The 19,200-nt window shown below is 49.2% G+C and carries 19 protein-coding genes; 6 read left to right on the plus strand and 13 right to left on the minus strand.

Translation table 11 applies throughout. The features are described 5' to 3' along the window. Nucleotides 1-45: 45 nt before the first annotated feature. Both BUA34_RS09860 and BUA34_RS09865 read right to left on the minus strand, forming a co-directional pair. Entirely contained in the window at nucleotides 46-1,164 is a 1,119-nt protein-coding gene (locus BUA34_RS09860) for a hypothetical protein (RefSeq protein ID WP_072828960.1), read from the minus strand. Between the two features lie 325 nt (nucleotides 1,165-1,489). Further along, nucleotides 1,490-2,011, minus strand: a complete 522-nt coding sequence (locus tag BUA34_RS09865) for a nitroreductase family protein (protein WP_072828962.1) — start codon at nucleotides 2,009-2,011, stop codon at nucleotides 1,490-1,492. A gap of 161 nt (nucleotides 2,012-2,172) precedes the next feature. Here BUA34_RS09865 and metG point away from each other — a divergent pair, with 161 nt between their 5' ends. From metG to BUA34_RS09885, 4 genes are all read left to right on the plus strand, one after another. Then, nucleotides 2,173-4,245 (plus strand): methionine--tRNA ligase, encoded by a 2,073-nt coding sequence (metG, locus tag BUA34_RS09870; RefSeq protein ID WP_072828965.1) that lies wholly within the window; start codon nucleotides 2,173-2,175, stop codon nucleotides 4,243-4,245. 160 nt (nucleotides 4,246-4,405) lie between these two features. Next, complete coding sequence (locus tag BUA34_RS09875) at nucleotides 4,406-4,600, plus strand: hypothetical protein (protein WP_072828968.1); 195 nt, start codon at nucleotides 4,406-4,408, stop codon at nucleotides 4,598-4,600. Between the two features lie 9 nt (nucleotides 4,601-4,609). Beyond that, a complete protein-coding gene (locus BUA34_RS09880) occupies nucleotides 4,610-5,335 on the plus strand; it encodes a MauE/DoxX family redox-associated membrane protein (protein WP_072828971.1) in 726 nt (241 codons plus the stop codon). Nucleotides 5,336-5,337: 2 nt separating this feature from the next. After that, a complete protein-coding gene (locus tag BUA34_RS09885; protein ID WP_072828973.1) occupies nucleotides 5,338-6,777 on the plus strand; it encodes a capsule assembly Wzi family protein in 1,440 nt (479 codons plus the stop codon). Nucleotides 6,778-6,815: 38 nt separating this feature from the next. Here the strand turns inward: BUA34_RS09885 and BUA34_RS09890 are convergent, their stop codons facing one another. The 10 genes from BUA34_RS09890 to BUA34_RS09935 all read right to left on the minus strand — a co-directional run bounded on the left by BUA34_RS09890 (nucleotide 6,816) and on the right by BUA34_RS09935 (nucleotide 16,195). After that, nucleotides 6,816-7,238 (minus strand): PTS sugar transporter subunit IIA, encoded by a 423-nt coding sequence (locus BUA34_RS09890; protein ID WP_072828976.1) that lies wholly within the window; start codon nucleotides 7,236-7,238, stop codon nucleotides 6,816-6,818. After that, nucleotides 7,238-8,260, minus strand: coding sequence for an aminoglycoside phosphotransferase family protein (locus BUA34_RS09895; RefSeq protein WP_072828978.1), 1,023 nt, complete (start codon nucleotides 8,258-8,260; stop codon nucleotides 7,238-7,240). The genes BUA34_RS09890 and BUA34_RS09895 overlap by 1 nt, the downstream gene beginning before the upstream one ends. 183 nt (nucleotides 8,261-8,443) lie before the next feature. Continuing rightward, complete coding sequence (locus BUA34_RS09900) at nucleotides 8,444-8,899, minus strand: V-type ATP synthase subunit K (protein WP_072828981.1); 456 nt, start codon at nucleotides 8,897-8,899, stop codon at nucleotides 8,444-8,446. Nucleotides 8,900-8,917: 18 nt separating this feature from the next. Then, nucleotides 8,918-9,376 (minus strand): V-type ATP synthase subunit K, encoded by a 459-nt coding sequence (locus BUA34_RS09905; RefSeq protein WP_083579764.1) that lies wholly within the window; start codon nucleotides 9,374-9,376, stop codon nucleotides 8,918-8,920. 39 nt (nucleotides 9,377-9,415) lie between these two features. Next, nucleotides 9,416-11,347, minus strand: a complete 1,932-nt coding sequence (locus BUA34_RS09910) for a V-type ATP synthase subunit I (RefSeq protein WP_072828984.1) — start codon at nucleotides 11,345-11,347, stop codon at nucleotides 9,416-9,418. After that, nucleotides 11,344-11,976 carry a V-type ATP synthase subunit D gene (locus BUA34_RS09915; RefSeq protein WP_072828987.1) on the minus strand — a complete coding sequence of 211 codons (633 nt, stop codon included), beginning with the start codon at nucleotides 11,974-11,976 and terminating at the stop codon, nucleotides 11,344-11,346. The genes BUA34_RS09910 and BUA34_RS09915 overlap by 4 nt, the downstream gene beginning before the upstream one ends. 1 nt (nucleotide 11,977) lies before the next feature. Further along, entirely contained in the window at nucleotides 11,978-13,279 is a 1,302-nt protein-coding gene (locus BUA34_RS09920; RefSeq protein WP_072828990.1) for a V-type ATP synthase subunit B, read from the minus strand. Further along, on the minus strand, nucleotides 13,272-15,029 hold the full coding sequence (locus BUA34_RS09925) for a V-type ATP synthase subunit A (RefSeq protein ID WP_072828992.1): 1,758 nt from the start codon (nucleotides 15,027-15,029) through the stop codon (nucleotides 13,272-13,274). Before BUA34_RS09925 ends, BUA34_RS09920 begins: the two co-directional genes overlap by 8 nt. Nucleotides 15,030-15,046: 17 nt before the next feature. Next, entirely contained in the window at nucleotides 15,047-15,583 is a 537-nt protein-coding gene (locus tag BUA34_RS09930; protein ID WP_072828995.1) for a hypothetical protein, read from the minus strand. Between the two features lie 9 nt (nucleotides 15,584-15,592). Next, nucleotides 15,593-16,195, minus strand: a complete 603-nt coding sequence (locus tag BUA34_RS09935) for an ATPase (RefSeq protein ID WP_072828999.1) — start codon at nucleotides 16,193-16,195, stop codon at nucleotides 15,593-15,595. A 253-nt stretch (nucleotides 16,196-16,448) separates the two neighbouring features. On the opposite strand from BUA34_RS09935, the gene BUA34_RS09940 reads away from it, so the two are divergent. Both BUA34_RS09940 and aspS read left to right on the plus strand, forming a co-directional pair. Beyond that, complete coding sequence (locus BUA34_RS09940) at nucleotides 16,449-17,033, plus strand: hypothetical protein (RefSeq protein ID WP_072829002.1); 585 nt, start codon at nucleotides 16,449-16,451, stop codon at nucleotides 17,031-17,033. Between the two features lie 105 nt (nucleotides 17,034-17,138). Next, nucleotides 17,139-18,932, plus strand: a complete 1,794-nt coding sequence (gene aspS, locus BUA34_RS09945; protein ID WP_072829005.1) for an aspartate--tRNA ligase — start codon at nucleotides 17,139-17,141, stop codon at nucleotides 18,930-18,932. A gap of 20 nt (nucleotides 18,933-18,952) precedes the next feature. On the opposite strand, the gene BUA34_RS16015 is transcribed toward aspS, so the two are convergent. Then, a partial coding sequence (locus tag BUA34_RS16015) for a hypothetical protein (RefSeq protein WP_217650187.1) occupies nucleotides 18,953-19,200 on the minus strand: 248 nt, incomplete at its 5' end.

A 19,200-nucleotide genomic window follows, 5' to 3' on the forward strand; every position in this document is an offset into this window, starting at 1 on the left:
AGTTTTACAAGGGCAAATGTAGAAAAAAAGGGAAACATCAGCATACTACCAAAGATGGAAGCCCGCACCTATAAAGAAACCATTATGAAATTCTTTTTTCTTCCCCTCATTCTTGGATTCTACTTTTCCATACATCGCCATATACCTGAATTTAAATGAGACATATTCACCAAGCCCATGTGCGTCACAAGGGAAAATCCACGGACGATATTCAAGCTGGACTCCAGCAACCAAGGGATCTATTCCACCAACAAAAGGCACAATCTTAAATCGATCTGTTTCAAAAACATCAACCCCTGCAGTCGCTATAAAGGTTCCCCCATAATGATAAATCCCGCCTAATAAAAAATCAAAAACAACCCTTCCAAACTGTATCGGCACACCAACAAGTATAGAGCGAACAGAGCCCCATACTTCAATACCTATACCACCGGTATATATCCGTTCACTGTAATAGTTCGAACGATGCACAATAGATTTGCGCTGAGAAATCCGCCATTCCAATAATTTTTGAATCCAAGGAATAAATTCAGATTCTGGATAATCGCTCTTGAATTTTTTCAATTGCAAAATAACAGAATCTAGACGAGTCGTATCTAAATTGCACTCTAAATACCCTCCAACAACTCGAACATACATCCCGGATTTCCGATTCGTGTAAGCATCCACCTTACCGCAATCATCATCTCGATTGCAACCATAATAATGAGTCGCACTAAACTTACTGTTTAGAGAGTATTCAGGAACTACATCCTTTATAATTAGCGCTAAATCACGATTTTCACGAGAAACAATGTTTTTTATTGCACGATCAAAAAGAGATTTAACTTTATTTGAATCGGCTTTGAAAGTTTTATCAATAAGAAAGTTATAGTTCCCGTTTAAATGCGCCAACAACGAATCGCTAACATAAGAATAGCGAACCTCCTCCAAGACAGAACTGTAAATTCGTCCCCACATCACAATGGCAGAATCAAATTGATCCGTCATCAAGTAGATTTCCATGAGTTCCAAATCATCTAAAGCGAATTCAGGGACCGGAGACATCGCCCTTAACGAAGCGGCAGCATCCAAAGCACCATTACTATCACCTTTTTTAAGCGACTGATACACTAAATTTCGGCCAGCAACAATGGAATCCAGTTTTGCAGGCGAAACAAACACGGAATCGTCGTTTTCAGTTTTCGCAAAGCAAAGAGAACAAAAGGTTAAAAACAGTGTAACTAAGCAGCAAAACCGCATATAATTAAAGATAAATATTCACAAAATGATTTAAGATTGTTATTTAAATCAAATTGTAATGTTTTCTGACGCCATCTTGCTATTTCTGGATTTTAAGGATCATTCTAGAAATTGCCTAAATTAGGCAACCTAAAATAGGCAATTTTTCTTTTTTATGATTTTAGAAAAAACACGATAAAATCCCCTCGAAAGGCAACAGGAGCTTTAGCTTATTCATACTCCACAAAAAGCGAAACGACGCGTCTCGTTACATTTCTTCGGCAAACTCATTCATCGGCTTGCGTAAATCATGGCGCGGTGAAGGAACACCATTCACAGGATCAGCATAGCCAATATCCAAAAGGCACGCGAGCTTGATATTTTCAGGGAACCCGAATTCGTGTTCAATGTGAGCAGCATTGAAACCGCGAGCCCAGAGCGTTGCAAGCCCAAGATCGGTTGCCTGCATCATCATCGACGTTGCGATAATGCTAGAATCCATAATGCCACTTTTGAAGTTGTCCATGTAGGTCGTCGGAGTGTAGACCTTATTGTCGTCGTAGCAGACCATAAGCACCACAGGAGCGTTATACGCCATGCGCGTGATACCACGGATTTTTTTGAGAGCTTCAGGCGATTCCAAGACCTTGACAATCACCGGTTGGCCATTTACAGCTGTCGGTGCAATACGTCCCGCCTCAAGCACCATCATAACTTTTTCGGGTTCCACGGCACGTTCTGCAAATGCACGGCAACTAAAACGATTTCTAGCCAAATCAATAAAAGACATAAGTACCTCCGGTTTTATAGCAATAATATAAGCAAATTGAGTTACTAGTTAATAGTCATTAGTTATTAGAGATGCAAAAAAGACACGTTTATATGACATTGCCGCGAACTTCGTGTTCGCAAAGACTCCCCATCTATCGTCTATTTTCTATATTTGTAGCCATGAAAAATTTTTACGTTACCACTCCGATTTACTATGTAAATGATGCCCCGCATATTGGGCATTCCTACACCACCGTTCTTGCAGATATTCTCACCCGCTTCCATAAGATCATCGGCTACCAGACATTCTTCTTGACCGGTACCGACGAACACGGTCAAAAGGTGCAGCGCGCCGCCGCAAAGCGTGGCGTGACTCCGCAGGAACATGTAGACGAATACTACCACCGCTTCGAAGACCTCTGGAAAAAGATGGGAATCAGCAATGATTTTTTCATCCGCACCACGATGCCTGAACACAAGGCTTACGTGCAGGAATGTCTGCAGAAGCTCTGGGACAAGGGTGAAATTTACTCCAAGGAATACGAAGGTTGGTACTCCGTCGGCGAAGAACGCTTCTTCAGCGAAGACGAACTCGACGAAAACAAGTGCGACCCGATCAGCCACCGCCCAGTGGAATGGCTCAAAGAAAAGAACTACTTCTTCAAGATGGGTTCTTACCAGCAGAAGTTGATTGACTTCTTGGAAAGCCACAAGGACTGGATTGTGCCGGACTACCGCTGGAACGAAATTCGCGGATTTCTCCGTCAGCCGCTCAACGACCTTTGCATCAGCCGTCCGAAGATGCGTCTCAGCTGGGGCATTCCGCTCCCGTTCGACCCGGACTACGTGACTTACGTTTGGTTCGACGCTTTGCTCAACTACGTAAGCGCCTCGACCGCCTTCCACAAGACTTATGCCGACGGCACGCCGATTTGGCCTGCCACTTACCACCTCATCGGCAAGGACATTTTGACGACTCATAGCGTCTATTGGCCGACCATGCTCATGGCGCTCGACATTCCGCTTCCGCAGCACATCCTCGCCCACGGCTGGTGGCTCGTGAACGGTGGCGAAAAGATGAGTAAGTCCGCAGGTAACGTCGTGAATCCGATGGACTACATGGAAAAGTACGGCATTGATGCTTTCCGCTACTTCCTCGCTCGCGAAATGGTCGTCGGTCAAGACGCCAACTTCACGCACGAAGGCTTTATCCGCCGCATCAACAGCGACCTCGCTAACGACCTCGGCAACGTTTTGAACCGTGTACACCGTTTGGTTCTCACGAACTTCGAAGGCAAGCTCCCGGCTCCGACCGCACTCGATGATGCAGCCAATGAAATCATCACCATCGCAAACCGCGTCCGCACGAACGTGATGGAATGGATTCCGCAAGTCAAGCTTTCTCAGGTCGTCGAAGAAATCATGACGCTTGTTCGCAGCGTGAACCGCTACCTCGAAATCAAGGCTCCGTGGAAGCTCGCTAAGGATCCGAACGCCAAGGACGAACTCGCCACCGTGCTTTATGTTTCTGCTGAAGCCGTGCGCCTTTCTTTGAGCATGCTCTGGCCGGTCATCCCGGGCAAGAGCGAAGAAGGTCTCGCCATGATTGGCAGCAAGTTCACCGACCAGAACGACCTCGTATGGGGCATTCTCAAGGGTGGCGAACAGTTCGGTGAAGGCAAGCCGCTCTTCCCGCGTATCGAAGAAGATGTCAAGAAGCAGCCACAACAGCAGGCCAAGCCGAAGCAGAACAAGCCGCTCATGGCAGCTGATGTTCCGGCAGCAATGGACCTCCGCGTGGCACAGATTGTCGAAGTTGCCGACCATCCGGATGCAAATAGTTTGTACGTTCTCAAGGTTGACGCAGGCGAAGGCGAACCGCGTACCATCTGCAGTGGCCTCAAGAGCAGCTACAAGGCCGAAGAACTCAAGGATCGCAAGATTCTCTTGTTCGCAAACTTGAAGCCAAATGCCCTCCGTGGCATCATGAGCCAGGGTATGCTCTTTGCAGGTGACCTCGATGCAGAAACGCACACCTGCAGACTCGTAAGCGTCCCTGAAGATGCAAAACCGGGTGACCGCGCCTTGTTCAAGGGTGTAGCTCCGAGCGAACCGCGCGAACTCAAGGTGAAGGACTTCGAAAAGATTGCTCTCACTGCAAAGGGTGGCGCTGTGTTCTGCGGCGAAATCGCTCTCGAAGTGAACGGCAAGGCTGTGACCTGCGACGTCGCTGACGGCGCCGGTATTCACTAAAAAGACCGCTCGGCACACAGAGCAACTAATGTCAAAGGCCCTGCTTTAGCAGGGCTTTTTTCTATTATCCAATTTAACTGGATCCATCACATTCGTTCAGGATGGCGAGAAGGAGAAAAGCCACAAATAAAGAATCATTTATTTTTGTATATTGAACAACATGAAAGAATTCATTCAGAAAATCAAGAAAGACACTCTCGCCTACCTCAAGTCCTTAAATTGGATTGTCCTGCTCGGCATTGCAGCATTTAGCATCGCTCTTGCCATCATCAACAACATTCGAGTCGATGACGCCAAATCCGTCGATTGGATTGGCTCTCAAGAAATTCTCGAAAAACCGGCAAATATTCTGTAAGGAGCGACCATGATCGAATGTTTTGAAAAAGCAAACCTCAAGCGCAGCATTATCGCAGGCGTACTCCTTCTCATAGCCACATTCCTTGTCGCAGTTGGAGTTGCAGAAATCAGCTTCCCCGAAACCATCCTTACATTCACCGATCAAGATTGGCTCCTCGATATTTGGCCAAAGGCTTACCGCTACAACATCCATGTAGGCGTTGGTGCAGTCGCTATCGCATGCGCCTTGATAGTCCCCGCTCTCAAGATTCAAAAAGACTTTTCCACACGCGCACTCGAAACGCTCTGCCGCATAGGCATTGGCGGCATGTTCATCTTTGCCTCCATCTTCAAAATCCAGGACCCACACCAGTTTGCAACGCTCGTAGCGCAGTATCAATTCTTCTCGGCACTGCACTTGGACTTCGTGAACAATTTCTTTTCGCTTGTATATCCGCAATTTGAATTCTGGTTTGGCCTTGCAATGATTGTATCGCCATTTGTGAAGGAATCGGCATTCGCCATTTTCTGGATGTTTGTAAGCTTCATTATCGCACTTGCCTGGGCCTTGTGGAACGATCTCGGCATCACGTGCGGTTGCTTTGAACTTCAAGACGGCAACGCCCACGATAAAGCAGAAGCCTGGACAAGCCTCATCCGCGACCTTATTCTCATTTGGCCGACCCTCTGGCTTGCATTCCGCAAAAACAAGAGCATCATCGGTATTTGGAAAAAAGACAATAAGGAAGCCTAGTCATGCAAACGTGGCAAAAATCGGCAATCGCCCTTAGCCTTATCTTCGGGTCAACTCTTGATAGCTGGGCAAGCCCGACACATTCGGTCGATATGCCACGTCACATCACATTTGCAGACTCCGCACACGAAAAAGAGCTTACCATCAACGCGCAGCTCTTGGATTCCGTTGTTGTAACGAATCTTTCGAAAGCAAAAACGCATTATGACAATTCCACGTCCATACGCCTTTTTGCCAATGGAAAATTCACGGAAGCCTTCCACTTCGATGCACGCGTTAAAGTCAATACGGACTATACAAACCGCTACATCAACTTTAACTACTACAACCCAGACGAAGGCCTCCCCTACAACAAGCAAAGCGAAAAAAAACGTACATGGGATTTGTTCGGAGCAAACGTAAGTTACAGTCTTAAGCCCGTAGAACTCCTCGCTGGATTTGACTACCTCGAATGGGGCCCCGCCCGCCGTAATCATGTGATTCTGCGAGGCGAACGCAACATCTACCGTCCATGGCAAGACAGTTCTAGCCGCATTCCCGATGCAGCCCCCACACCGTACTTCGGTTACCAATTTACACTTGGGCCGATTGAATATACGCAGTACGCCGCCAAAATCTACGAAAAGAAAAACTTCGGCAAGTATTTCCATGCCCATCGCCTCAACTTGAATCTTCCCAAAGACATTCAGTTCGGCATTTCCGAAACCTCGCTTTACGGCACAACAATCGAAGCGGCAGGTTCCAATCCAAACCCCGACAGCGATAGTACGGGCCGCGAATTCGAATGGGCCTACGTCATTCCGTTCATTCCCTACGTTTTCCAGGAACACTTGCAGGGCGACCAAGACAATATCTCGCTTGCATTTGACTTGAGCGTCAAGACGTTACCGAATTGGGAATTCTACGCAGAACTCTTGTGGGACGACATGAAATCCCCGACAAGCATGTTCGATGATTCCTGGTGGGGCAACAAATGGGCAACAACACTTGGCGTTGCCCGTGATAATATCGTCATCGGCCCCGCAAATCTAGGCTGGATGTTCGAATACACACGAATTGAGCCCTGGGTCTATACGCACCACAAAGGACGCGGCTACACTTATGCAAGCTACGCCCAAAGCCTCGGTAGCGACCTCGGCCCGAATAGCCAAGAAGTCCACACCGAAGTCAGCGCCACCTACGATTTCCTCAAGGCAACGCTCTTCTTTGGCGCTGTCGCCAAAGATACCGCCTTCGGCGGACACATCAATGACCTCCATACGCCAGAAAGCGATATGGACAAAAAGTTCCTCAGCAAAAAAACAACCGTGCGTTACAAGGAACTCGGTTTTGATTTAGCAGCAACTCCATGGGACTGGTTCAGCTTCAGATGCAGCTACACCCGTTTCTTCGGAGACTATAAAGGCTACCGCACTTACGCCGTCGGTAGCCTCCAATGGTAATAACTTTGTCATGCCCGCCTTGAGCGGGCATCTCCATCTTAAAACATTTTTTTCAACATTTCCTCGTCAGTTGCGGCGAGGACTTTTTCTTTCCATTCGGGATTCAACAGAAGCTTTGCAACATTTGCAATCGCAACCGTATGCGCCATTGCTGATTCCGCAGGAGAAAGGAGCACGCACATAAACTGCGCAAGTTCTTCATTACGAGTTTTAATTCCCGTAATGCCTTCTTTCGCAACGACAAAAGCCATTAGCGGCCCCTGCAAACCAGAAACGCGTGTATGCGGGAGCAACAGCCCCTGCCCCATATAAATGCCCTGAGCAACACGCTCCGAAAGGCCCTTCCAAGTCGACATGGCGTCAAACTTATAAGGACCATTCACAAGAGCGTCGTAAGCGTAACCCAGAGCTCGGTTGAATTCAACCGGCTGTGCGTAAATACGCGTATATATCGGAGCCATTACTGCAAGGCCCAATCCATGAACTTGAACACTTCAGGGTCAGTAGCCTTGGCAATCTGCTTGAATTCGCCAAACAGCACACGGAGCTGAGCCTTGCCCGGTTCAATGTACTGTTCGAACTTATCAATCTTCTTCACCTTCGAGAGGAAGCAATAAGCACCAAGAGCCTGCATCAAGCGCTGCAAGCTAGCATGCACAAAGCCTTCCCAAGCATCGTCCTTCGTATAAATTCGAGTTCCGCGATACAGGCCGCGCCAATATTCAAAGAAATCCTTGATCATCGGAAGCGGAAGGCTAACATACGGATCCCACAAGAGCGATGCGATATCATAGAACATGGAACCGCGGCGAGCACCTTGGAAATCAACGAAAGCCACTTCGGAATTCGGGCGAATCATGATATTCTGGCTCTGAAAATCGCGGTGCATCAAGACCTTCGTCTGAGCTTCAACAGAAACCGCCACCAACGAATAGAAGTTTCGCACCGACTCCGGAATCTCTTCGATTCCCTTGTAGAGCTTTAGATAATTTTCAGTAAAGTAATCAGTTTCCCACTTGAGAGCCGCAAAATCAAAGCGACGCAGCCAAATTTCAGTATGGTGGCTGAACAGCTGATGGCTTGCATTTTGCCACTGAATAAGAGCATCAATCACTTCCGGATACAAAATGCGGACACTTCCCGAAAGCACATTGCTCCCGTTCGGGTACGCTTCGTCCAAAAGGCTACGTTTGCCCAAATCTTCTTGCAATACTTGGCATGTCGCTTCATCGACACAATAAACGCGCGGAACCGGCAAACCATATTCCCTGAAAGTCTTGGAATATTCGACAAAATGCTTGAAATCGTCATTAACCTCGGCACTAACCTGCAAGACACTCTTACGTTCGCCATCGGCAATACGGAAATAACGCCTTCCAGAACCGGCACCGGCAATGGGAGTCACAGAAAAATTTTCAGTATAACCATGAGTCAAAAGGTACTCATGGATACTCGGAGAAATTTGAATAGAATCGTTTTGCATGCTTTTAATATACTTAAAGAAATATGAAAATGACAAATAAAATTAGTGATTTTGTGCGCCTTTTAACAACAAAAAAAGACTGCCGTTAAGCAGTCTCTTTTGTTTTAGAACGTTCAAGTAGATTGCTTCGCTGTGCTCGCAATGACGTTGCCGTGCACTTCCTACAACCTACTCGCAACCAGGCTACGACACGAGCATCATCGAGAACACCATGACGAACAGCGCGACCGTTTCGCCCACGCCGAGCACCATGAGGTAGTTCACGAGACCCTTGCCTGTTTCGCCAAGAGCGTTGCAAGCGTCAGCAGCGGACTTGCCCACGTACCAAGCGCTAGCCATCATGCCGATGCCACCGAAGATGCCTACGCCAAGGTAAGCAGCCCAGTTGCCCGGAGCAGTCTGCGACTTGTTCAAGATGAACATCATCAGGAGCATGCCGTAAATCGTCTGCGCAATCGGAGCGCCCACAAAAATGAGCAGCGTAAATAGCGCGTTTTTACCCTTGAGATACGCCTTTTTCCAAGCTCCGATGGCCGCCATGCCGGCAGTTCCGCAGCCCAGCGCAGAACCCACTGCAGCAAGGCCAAGAGCCGCCACCGCACCGAGTTTTGCGAGCGTCAGAAATTGTGTTTGATCCATACGTGCTACCTCACTGGATTAATGAAGCACCATCATGGAGAACACGAGCACGAACAAAGCGACGGTTTCGACGATACCGAGAACCATCAAGTAGTTCACCATGCCCTTGCCGGTTTCACCGAGAGCATCGCAAGCCACAGCAGCAGACTTGCCCTGGTACCAAGCAGAAGCCATCATGCCGAGGCCACCGAAGATACCAGCACCGAGGCAACCGCCCCAGTTCGTAAAGTCACTTGCCTTTGCAGCATCCAAGATAAAGTTCATCAGAAGCATGCCGTAAATCGTCTGGGAAATCGGGGCACCAACGAACACGAGGAGTGTAAAGAGAGCAGACTTACCCTGAGCGTAAGCCTTCTTCCACATCGTGATAGCAGACATACCAGCCGTTCCGCAACCAAGGGCAGAGCCCATAGCCGCAATGCCAAGCGCAGCTGCAGCACCCATTTTAGCGAGAGTCACCATTGTATTCGGTTCCATTATATTATCCTCATTAAGTAGCGGGATTTAACCCTTGGTTTAATTTTTTTGCTTGGCGAAAGGAGTAAAGGCAAAGCCACTCCACTCAAGGCCAAGTCCATTTGAAAATTCGAGTGTGTTAAGACGTACGGCATGCACTGCAACGCCCATCACGGCAAGAGCAATGTTCAGACCATGAACGCCCAAAAGAACTAGAGCTGCACCGGCAACACCCACGGCAGAGCCAAACAGCGGCGAAAGCATGTCATTGAACGCTTCTGCGATTGCGGCACCAGACATACCCACAGCAAACAGACGGATATAGCTGATGACATCGGTGAAGCTGTTCACGATGTCGAGCACGAGCATCGGAATGCTGATGAAGTCCTGTTTGAGGCGGCTAGGCGGCACCGTAAAGAGCACGAGAAGCACGACTTCCACGATGAACATCGGGATGACGAACTTCGGCATGTCAATTCCAAGCACCATGTTGCATGCAAGGAAGAACATGACCCAAGCGCCCATGAGCCAGCCCACCTGCGCCATGAACGTCGAAGACTTGCGCTTGAGGCGCACAACGACATTCCACGCATGAGCGATACTCAAATGCACAACGGCAATGCAGAAGCAGAACAGCTGGATATGCTGCATCTGGGATGCCCCTGCCACCTTCGGCACAAAGCTAGCGGGCAAGAACGTAAACGTCTCGCAGAACTGTTTGTATGCTTCAAAGCGCGTCGGATCCGTCGGAGCAGAGCTGCGAATCCAGTAAAGCACATTGCGCACGCCTTCCGGTAAAAAGTTATAGTTAGCGATATCGAGGTAGTAGCTCCACCCTGCAAGTTCCGGAGTCAGTCCGAGGAAGTTTGCATTGATGGCGCCCCAGATGATAGTCGCCCAGCTCATCAAATACACAAAGTGGAATCCGGCACTACTTGCCTTCGGCATTTTCGTGCGAGCAAAAATAGCAATACCGAGGAACAACAGGCCGTACGCCATATCGCCCACAATCATCGCAAAGAAAATGCTAAAGAAGCAGAGGAACACAGAGCTCACGTCAACTTCATTGTAGCCAGGCGAGATGCCAATAATGTCATAGAGGCACTGCATCGGGCGCGAAAGCTTGTTGTAGCCGAGAAGTGTCGGGATGCTATCTTCGTCTGTCGGATCTTCGACACGCACACCCCAGCCATTAGCCTTTGCTGCAGCATTGATTTCGGCAATGCGCGGTTCCGGGCAGAATCCCTGGAGAGCAGCAATTTCACTATTCTGGAGCATGCTTGCAGATGCTTCAACGAGATTGTAACGGTCCGTCACTTCCAAAAGGCGCGATTCAAGTTCGTCCTTCACAGAAGCAAGCTGAGCAAAACGTTCATCGACAGCCGAAATCGTCGTCTTAGCTTCTTCTTCAATCTGTCGATATTCTTCGAGAGACTTGAGAGGCATCGCAATTTCGGTAAACGAACCCGTCACCTTGGCAGGTGCATCGCCCTTATTGATTACTGCAATATATGAGCCATTCTCATCCTTGGCAAAGACATGCTTGTAAGCACATTCGCCATCGACTTCAAAAGGATCTTTCGAAGTATCAGCAAGATAGAGGCGCACAAAAATGCCCTTTTCAGCAAGTTCCTTCACGGTTCTTGGATCAAGGTTTTCAAATGCACCGAGCTTTGCAAGTTCTTCTCCGGCCTGTTCCAGCTGAATTTCGGCATTTTTCTTTTCCGAAATAAGCGACTGGATTTCTTCGACAAGCGTTACACCACTTGCGCCTTTTTCCGCAGGCGTTACACCTTTACGGAGTTTGTCAGGAACAACTTCCATAGCCTTCTGCACGCGAGCTACAGCACCCTTCGCCCCGTTCACAGAAACACCAACAGCGTTCTGGAGCGGAGTCAAATGGATAATTTCCATTTCGCGCAGCGCCTTAAGAGTATCTTCCTTATGGCTTGCAAGCGTAAGAATGGTCACCTTCTTCATAGGAGTAATCATGCGGCAACCTCCTTACTTTGGGCATCAAGCGCAAGCGCCTTAGCCGTAGCCTTGCCCTTGGCAAGCTTACTACGGGCCACACCGCTTGTCTGCTGGTCACCCAAGAAAATATTGATTTTACGGATGTTATCCTTAGACTCGGGAATCTTGACCTTTTCGAACAGGTTCACGCGCTGGCTTGTGGTACGGAGTTCTTTAGAAAGAAGTTCGTACTGTTTTTCGAGCACGCGGCGTTCCAAGCGCAAGGAAATGAGACCCTGCAAGCTACGGATACCATCGTCGAGCCACACCGGAGTCGTAAAGAAATCCGGAATGTTCACGTTGAACTCAACACCGCTAAACGTCGGGATGCGCACACCGGCGATGTTACCTTCGCCCTGTTCGACGCTCTTCACCGAGAGATACTTATCCCACTCAATGGGTTCGGCAAAAAGCGAAATCCACGAAGCCATGCTCTTGCGGAGCTTATCCTCTTCTTCGCGTTTCGCCATCACCTTCTCCTGGAGCGTACGCATTTCCATCTGCAACTGTTGCTTCTTCAAAAGCAACGTCGGCAGATAGCGCTGGAAGCGCTTCAACGCGTCACGTTCCGCCTTGAGGGCGTTTTTAGTTAACTTGACCTTAGCCATATTACCACTTCTTCGGCCAGTATTCGTTGATCATCTTGGTCGGGATACCGGTTTCTTCAGGAGTGAAGCAGTCGGCAAGAATTTCCCAGCCAAGGTCCAAAGCCTTTTCTAGAGGGATGTTCACGGAAAGGTCCATCATTTCCTTTTCGAAGCGCACACCGTACTTCAAGAGTTTCTGGTCCCAGTTACTCATGTTGAAGCCCATGGATTGCTTTTCCAAGGTTTCCTTGTAGCTTGCGTACAACTGAATCATGGTGTTCATGATGGTACGGTGGTCGCTACGGGTCTTGCCGTTCACCTGCTGTTTCAAGCGGCTCAAAGAACCGAACGGTTCGATACGGCCCTTGCGCAAGTAGAACTGACCTTCGGTAATATAACCGGTGTTGTCCGGAACCGGGTGCGTCACGTCGTCGCCCGGCATGGTGGTCACAGCCAAAATCGTAATAGAGCCAGAACCTTCGAAGTCCACAGCCTTTTCATAACGGCTAGCAAGCTGAGAGTAAAGGTCGCCAGGATAACCACGGTTCGACGGAATCTGTTCCATCGTAATAGCGATTTCCTTCATGGCGTCGGCAAAGTTTGTCATGTCCGTGAGGAGCACGAGCACGTTCTTGCCTTCGGTTGCAAACTTTTCAGCAACAGCCAAGGAAGCATCCGGCACAAGCAAACATTCCACAATCGGGTCAGATGCAGTATGCATGAACATCACCGTACGGGAAAGAGCTCCGTTCTTTTCGAGGTAATCCTTGAGGTAGAGGTAGTCATCGTGCTTGAGGCCCATACCGCCGAGGATAATCACGTCCACTTCGGCCTGCAAAGCGATTCGTGCCAAAAGTTCGTTATACGGTTCACCAGCGATAGAGAAAATCGGGAGCTTCTGCGAAACCACGAGCGTGTTGAACACGTCAATCATCGGGATACCCGTACGCACCATCGTCTTCGGGATGATACGTCTTGCCGGGTTCACAGACGGGCCGCCAATCGTGATGCGTTCGCCATCGACTTCCGGGCCGTTATCGCGCGGCTTTCCTGCACCGTTAAACACGCGGCCAAGCAAGGCTTCACTGTACGGAACCTTCATCGGTTCGCCAAGGAATCGCACTTCGGAATCAGTAGAAATACCACGAGCACCAGCGAACACCTGCAAGTCCACGAGGTCACCGTCGATGCGGATGACACGAGCAAGGGATGTACCGAAAGAACTTGTAACCTGAGCGAGTTCCTGGTTAGCAACGCCTTCGGCTCTCAAAGTAATCACAGAACCGGCAATGCGTTCAATACGATGGTAAGCAACATTATGCATTGAGAGAAACCTCCTTCACGGAAGCAAAGATACTGGATTCGAGATCCTTGAATTCCTGGCTGTCAAATGCCACGCGGTTCCAGTCCTTGGTAGCCTGCGTAAGCTTGAGGAAGAACGTACGAGCAACATCCTTTTCGGCAAATGTCATCGGAGTCTTAAGGATGGTATAAATTCTATCGAACACGTACTTCTGACGATCTGCAGAGCAAGCGGCGTCGATTTCATTATAAGCGTCCTGCTGCAGATAAACTGCATCCAAGTATTCGGATTTCAAATAAACAATAAAGTCTTCGATGGAAGTACCTTCTTCGCCCACGACCTTCATCATGTTGTTCACATCCACGCCGTTAGCGAGAATGGTGCGGGCTTCGGCAACCTTCTTGGAATCAATAATGCCTTCGTACTTGGACCAGGAATCCAGCGGATGAATTGCCGGGAAGCGGCGCTGGTCGGAACGTTCACGAGAAAGGCCGAGGAATGCACCCACCACCTTCAAGGTTGCCTGGGTCACCGGTTCTTCGAAGTTACCACCAGCCGGAGAAACGGAACCGCAAATCGTCACGGAACCCGTCGAACCGTCCTTGAGACGGACAACACCACCGCGTTCGTAGAACGAAGCAATCACGGATTCGAGGTAAGCCGGGAATGCTTCTTCGCCCGGAATTTCTTCCAAACGGCCGCTCATTTCGCGCAGAGCCTGAGCCCAACGAGAAGTAGAGTCAGCAAGCAAGAGCACGTTGAGGCCCATCTGACGGTAGTATTCAGCAAGCGTCACGCCGGTATAAACGGAAGCTTCACGAGCAGCCACCGGCATCGAAGAAGTATTACAAATGATAAGCGTACGTTCCATCAAAGACTTGCCCGTACGCGGGTCAATCAATTCCGGGAATTCGCGAAGGGTTTCCACCACTTCACCAGCACGTTCACCGCAAGCAGCCAAAATCACGATATCCACGTCAGCATAGCGGCTCATGAGCTGCTGGAGCACAGTCTTACCGGCACCGAACGGGCCCGGCGTACAGAACGTACCACCCTGCATCACAGGGAAGAACGTATCGATAATGCGCTGCTGCATGGTCAAAGGCTTGGACGGACGGAGGCGTTCTTCGAATGCCTTGATCGGCATCTTCACCGGCCAAGTCTGCACCATCGTCACATCGACAGATTCGCCCTTATCATTCTTGAGCTTGGCAACCACATCTTCGACAACGCGGTCACCAGCCGGAGTGATATAATCAACAGTCCACTTGCCAAGGAGCTTGAACGGCACCATGATGCGGTGTGCAAAAACACCTTCGGGAACCGTACCGATAGTATCACCGGCAACAACCACATCGCCCACTTTAGCGACTGGCGTAAAAGCCCACTTGGTATCGCGCGGGAGAGCCTTCAAGTACTTACCGCGCTGCAAGAAGAAGCCACATTCGTCAGCTAGCTTCGGCAGCGGGTTCTGAAGACCGTCAAACACTTGAGTGAGGAGGCCTGGGCCAAGTTCAACAGAAAGAAGTTCTCCGGTAAATTCGACTTCGTCGCCAGCCTTGAGGCCAGTCGTATCTTCGAATACCTGGAGTTCAGCGTAATCACCACGAATACGAATCACTTCGCTCTTGAGAGGAATGATTTCAGCCTTACCTTCATTGTTCTTCGAAACAAGCTTTGCATAAGCCACTTCGTTCTGGGAAACGGCGCTTTCGAACTTTACACGAATCAAGTTTCCGTTGACGCCGGTTATTTTTCCGATACTAGCCATTGAAAATGGACCTCCAATCATTCCTGCTTAAACGCAGGATCGTTAGCATTAATAACATTGATGACGGCTTTGTCGCCCGCAATTTCGTTCAAGCGAGCCCAACGCTCACAAATTCTAAGCTTGATAGCGTAGGCATAAACATGCTTGACTGTCCCCTCGCCCACACCGGCAAGGGAATCAACGAGCCAGAAACGGGCGCGGTCGATATCCTGTTCCTTTTCCATCGGACTGGCCTTCATGAACGCGTCCTGGATCATTTTTGCAAAGGTGACGTCATAACCAGAAAAAGAGCGTTCCGCAAAACGCACTTCAGGGCCCCACGCCTGAGCGCGGAGCCTTCCGGAAACGTTTCTCATCTGGGTTTCACGGGACTGATATTCCCGAACAAATTCATCATCGCACTCCTCGCCCGCTAAGAGAGCGTCGAGCGCTTCGAGTTCTGGGGCATCCAGCACACCTTCGCAACGGCCACGGAACTCGGCCATGCTAAGGGGCGGAACGTCGCCCAGTTCAAGCATCGGAAGCGATGCCATCAAATATGCTGGACTGCTCATTGGACCGCCTTATTTGCCCTGGGCGGCCTTGTTTACAATCTTAGAAAGTTGCGGTCTGAGCAAAGCAGAAAGGGATTCAGCCATTGCAGCTTCGGTGAATTCGTGGCTGACCTTGCCGCCATCGAGCTTAACGCGGAAGCCAAACTTGACGCCCTTATCGCTTTCGACCTTTACACCAGCCTTAAGCTGTTTTGCAAATTCACCCATGACAAAGCTAGAAAGAGCCTTGGCATCGGCTTCGGAAAAATCGATTTCGATATCGGAAGTGTAGCTCTTTGCCACCGTGAGAAGCATGTTCTTCACAGTCGATTCATCAAGAGATTTTTCAACTTGGAGATTGAGAAGATCAAGAATCATTTTTTCGAGATTCTTGCCTACCGAGAGGAGCAAATCGCGGGCGGACTGTTCCAAGGTACGTTCGCTACGTTCTGTAAATGCTTGAGCTTCCTTGTCGGCATTTTCGAGTTTAACTTTGGCTTCGTCTTCGGCGGCCCTGACAATTTCGGCGGCCTTGTCCTTTGCCTTAGAAATAATTTCATTTGCTGCGAGTTCTGCCTTTTCGACAGCATCCTTCTGGATGCGTTCCATAAGGGCTTGCAAATCTTCTGCCATTTAGTTCTCCAAATTGAGCAAAAACACCCCCAAATAGGGCATTTTCGTTAAACACAGAAAAGAATATACTAGCAAAAATTCGAAAAAGACAAGAAAATCGACAAAAAATTGCGAAAATATTGTTTACTTGCAAAATTGGAGGATAAAAAGACCAAAAGGAGCGACAAAAGGTGGAAAACGGCTCCAAAAAATGGAAAACGCTTTACAAAATTGGAAATAAAATCGTATCTTATATACTCCAAAAGGAATTTACATGCGCAAAGAAAAAAGCGAAGCAGAAAAGATTCAAGAAGCAAAAGAATGCTGCGAAAATTTCAAGAAAAACCCTGCTGGGCCCCTCATTTTATCCGTCATTTACATCGTAGCAATCGCCATTTTCATTAGGCCCGTATGGAACCACGTATACATCGATTTTCGTTTGATGAAAACTGCAGAAGCGGGCTTGTCTTCCATAATCGTAATATCCGCCATGTACCTGCTATTTAAGCAATGTTCCAATTTTTTCAAAGGAACCGAAGGCAAACACGACAAACAACATTTGCGCGCCACGGGCGTAACATTAGTCTGTGCCGGAATTATAGCCGCCATCATCTCAGGTTACACAACCGACAAATACGGCTGGATACAAGACGAGGCTTTGGCAGATCTTAACGTAAACGAACTAAAGCAAGCTCCCATCAAATGCACGGGAGTAGACATCAATAGACACAATGGCAACGCGTATTACGGGATAGCCAAACTCTCGGACGGGACAACAAAGCCTACTGTAGTGTACTACTTGCGCGGGAAGTATCGCAGATACAGTGTTGAATATAAAATCGCAGCGAAGTTCATGTAAAGCGAAATTCAAACGTTATTCAATACTCAATATATTATTTGATGGTTGTTTTCCTATAAAAAATGCTATATTTTTGCCCGAAAAATTATCTTCAAGGATACAACCATGAAACGTACACATAACTGCGGCCAGCTTCGCAAGGAAGATGTTGGCCAGACCGTAACACTCGCCGGTTGGGTGGATCGCCGCCGTGACCATGGTGGTGTGATTTTCGTTGACCTCCGCGACAAGTATGGCAAGACCCAGATCGTTTTCAATCCGGATTACAATGCCGATGTTTTGAAGACTGCCGAACAGCTCCGTAACGAATACGTTATTTACGTGACTGGTAAGGTCTACGCCCGCGAAGAAGGCAACACGAACGAAAAGCTCGCTACGGGTGAAATCGAAGTCAAGGCTGACAAGCTCGAAATTTTGAACGCCGCCCTCACTTCTCCCTTGGCCATTAACGACCCGAACGAAGAATGCAAGGAAAACGACGACCTCCGCTTGCAGTACCGCTACCTGGACCTCCGCCGTCCGTGGATCCAGAAGAAGCTCCTCCTCAAGAGCCGCTTCCTCAAGGCCGTGTACGACTTCTTCTACGCTAACGGTTTTGAAAATATTGAAACTCCGTGCCTTTGCAAGTCCACTCCGGAAGGCGCACGTGACTACCTCGTGCCGTCCCGCGTGAACCCGGGCAAGTTCTACGCCCTCCCGCAGTCTCCGCAGCAGTACAAGCAGCTCTTGATGATTGCTGGCATGGACCGCTACTTCCAGATCGCCAAGTGCTTCCGCGACGAAGACCTCCGCGCTGACCGTCAGCCGGAATTCACGCAGATCGACGTTGAAATGTCCTTCGTCAACCAGGACGAAGTGATGGAAATGTTCGACAAGTTCGTGACTGAAGTTTTGGGCAAGGTTTGGAACTTCGAACCGCCGCGTCACATCCGCCGTATGAAGTGGGCAGAAGCTATGCTCAAGTACGGTTCCGATAAGCCGGACCTCCGCTTCGACCTCGAAATCCACGATGTGTCTGAAATCGGTGCAAAGTCCAACTTTGGCGTGTTCAAGAACTGCGTTGCCGCTGGTGGCAAGATCCGCGGTATCGCTGCTAAGGGTTGCGTTGACTTTACTCGTAAACAGATCGACGAACTCACGGCTTACGTTGCCAAGTACGGTTCCAAGGGCCTCGTGTGGATGCGCGTCAAGGAAAATGACGAAGTGGAAACCCAGGTCGGCAAGTTCTTCACGACCGAACAGCTTAACGAACTCCGCGACGCTGTTGGCGCTAAGTGCGGCGACATGATGTTCTTCATCGCCGGTCCGGAAAAGATTGCTGCTACGGCTATGGGTCAGCTCCGCTTGGAAGTCGCCCGTATCAAGGGTCTCCGCGATCCGAAGAAGCGTGAATTTGTGTGGATTACCGAATTCCCGATGTTCGAATACAGCGACACGGAAGGCCGCTACATGGCTATGCACCACCCGTTCACGAACCCGCTTCCGGAACATTTGGACATGATGCTCGGTGGCAACCTCAAGGATTGCAACGCAGAAGCTTATGACCTTGTTCTTAACGGTGTGGAAATCGGCGGTGGTTCTATCCGTATTCACAACCCGGAAGTTCAGGAAAAGGTGTTCCGCCTGTTGGGTCTCTCCGAAGAACAGGTGAAGACCAAGTTCGGCTTCTTCGTCGATGCCTTCAAGTACGGCGCACCTCCGCACGGTGGTCTCGCCTTCGGTCTCGACCGCGTTGTCGCTACTATGGAAGGTGAAGAATCTATCCGTGACTACATCGCGTTCCCGAAGAACACGAGTGCTTCTAGCCCGATGGACCAGTGCCCGAGCGAAGTGGACCTCCAGCAGTTGCAGGACATCCACATCTCCGTGCAGTTGCCTAAGGGTAACGAGAAAAAGTAATTGAGGTTGTCATGCCCGATTTAATCGGGCATCTCCTTTTCACTAAAGCTTTTGAAAATGGCGGGTTTCGACCCGCCATTTTTTAATGCGTAAGGTGATTCCGGCACGGTGGCCGGAATGACAGCATCCGCAAATGTCGCGACATTTAAATTGGAAAAGAACCGTCGGTATTGTGATGTGAACCCCGAAAGTTGGACATAACTTTCGGGGTTTTCATGTATAAAAAACACACTGAAGAAGAATGGGCTACAGCCTACAAGCTTCACAT

Source organism: Fibrobacter sp. UWB12, assembly GCF_900142485.1.
Classification (GTDB): domain Bacteria; phylum Fibrobacterota; class Fibrobacteria; order Fibrobacterales; family Fibrobacteraceae; genus Fibrobacter.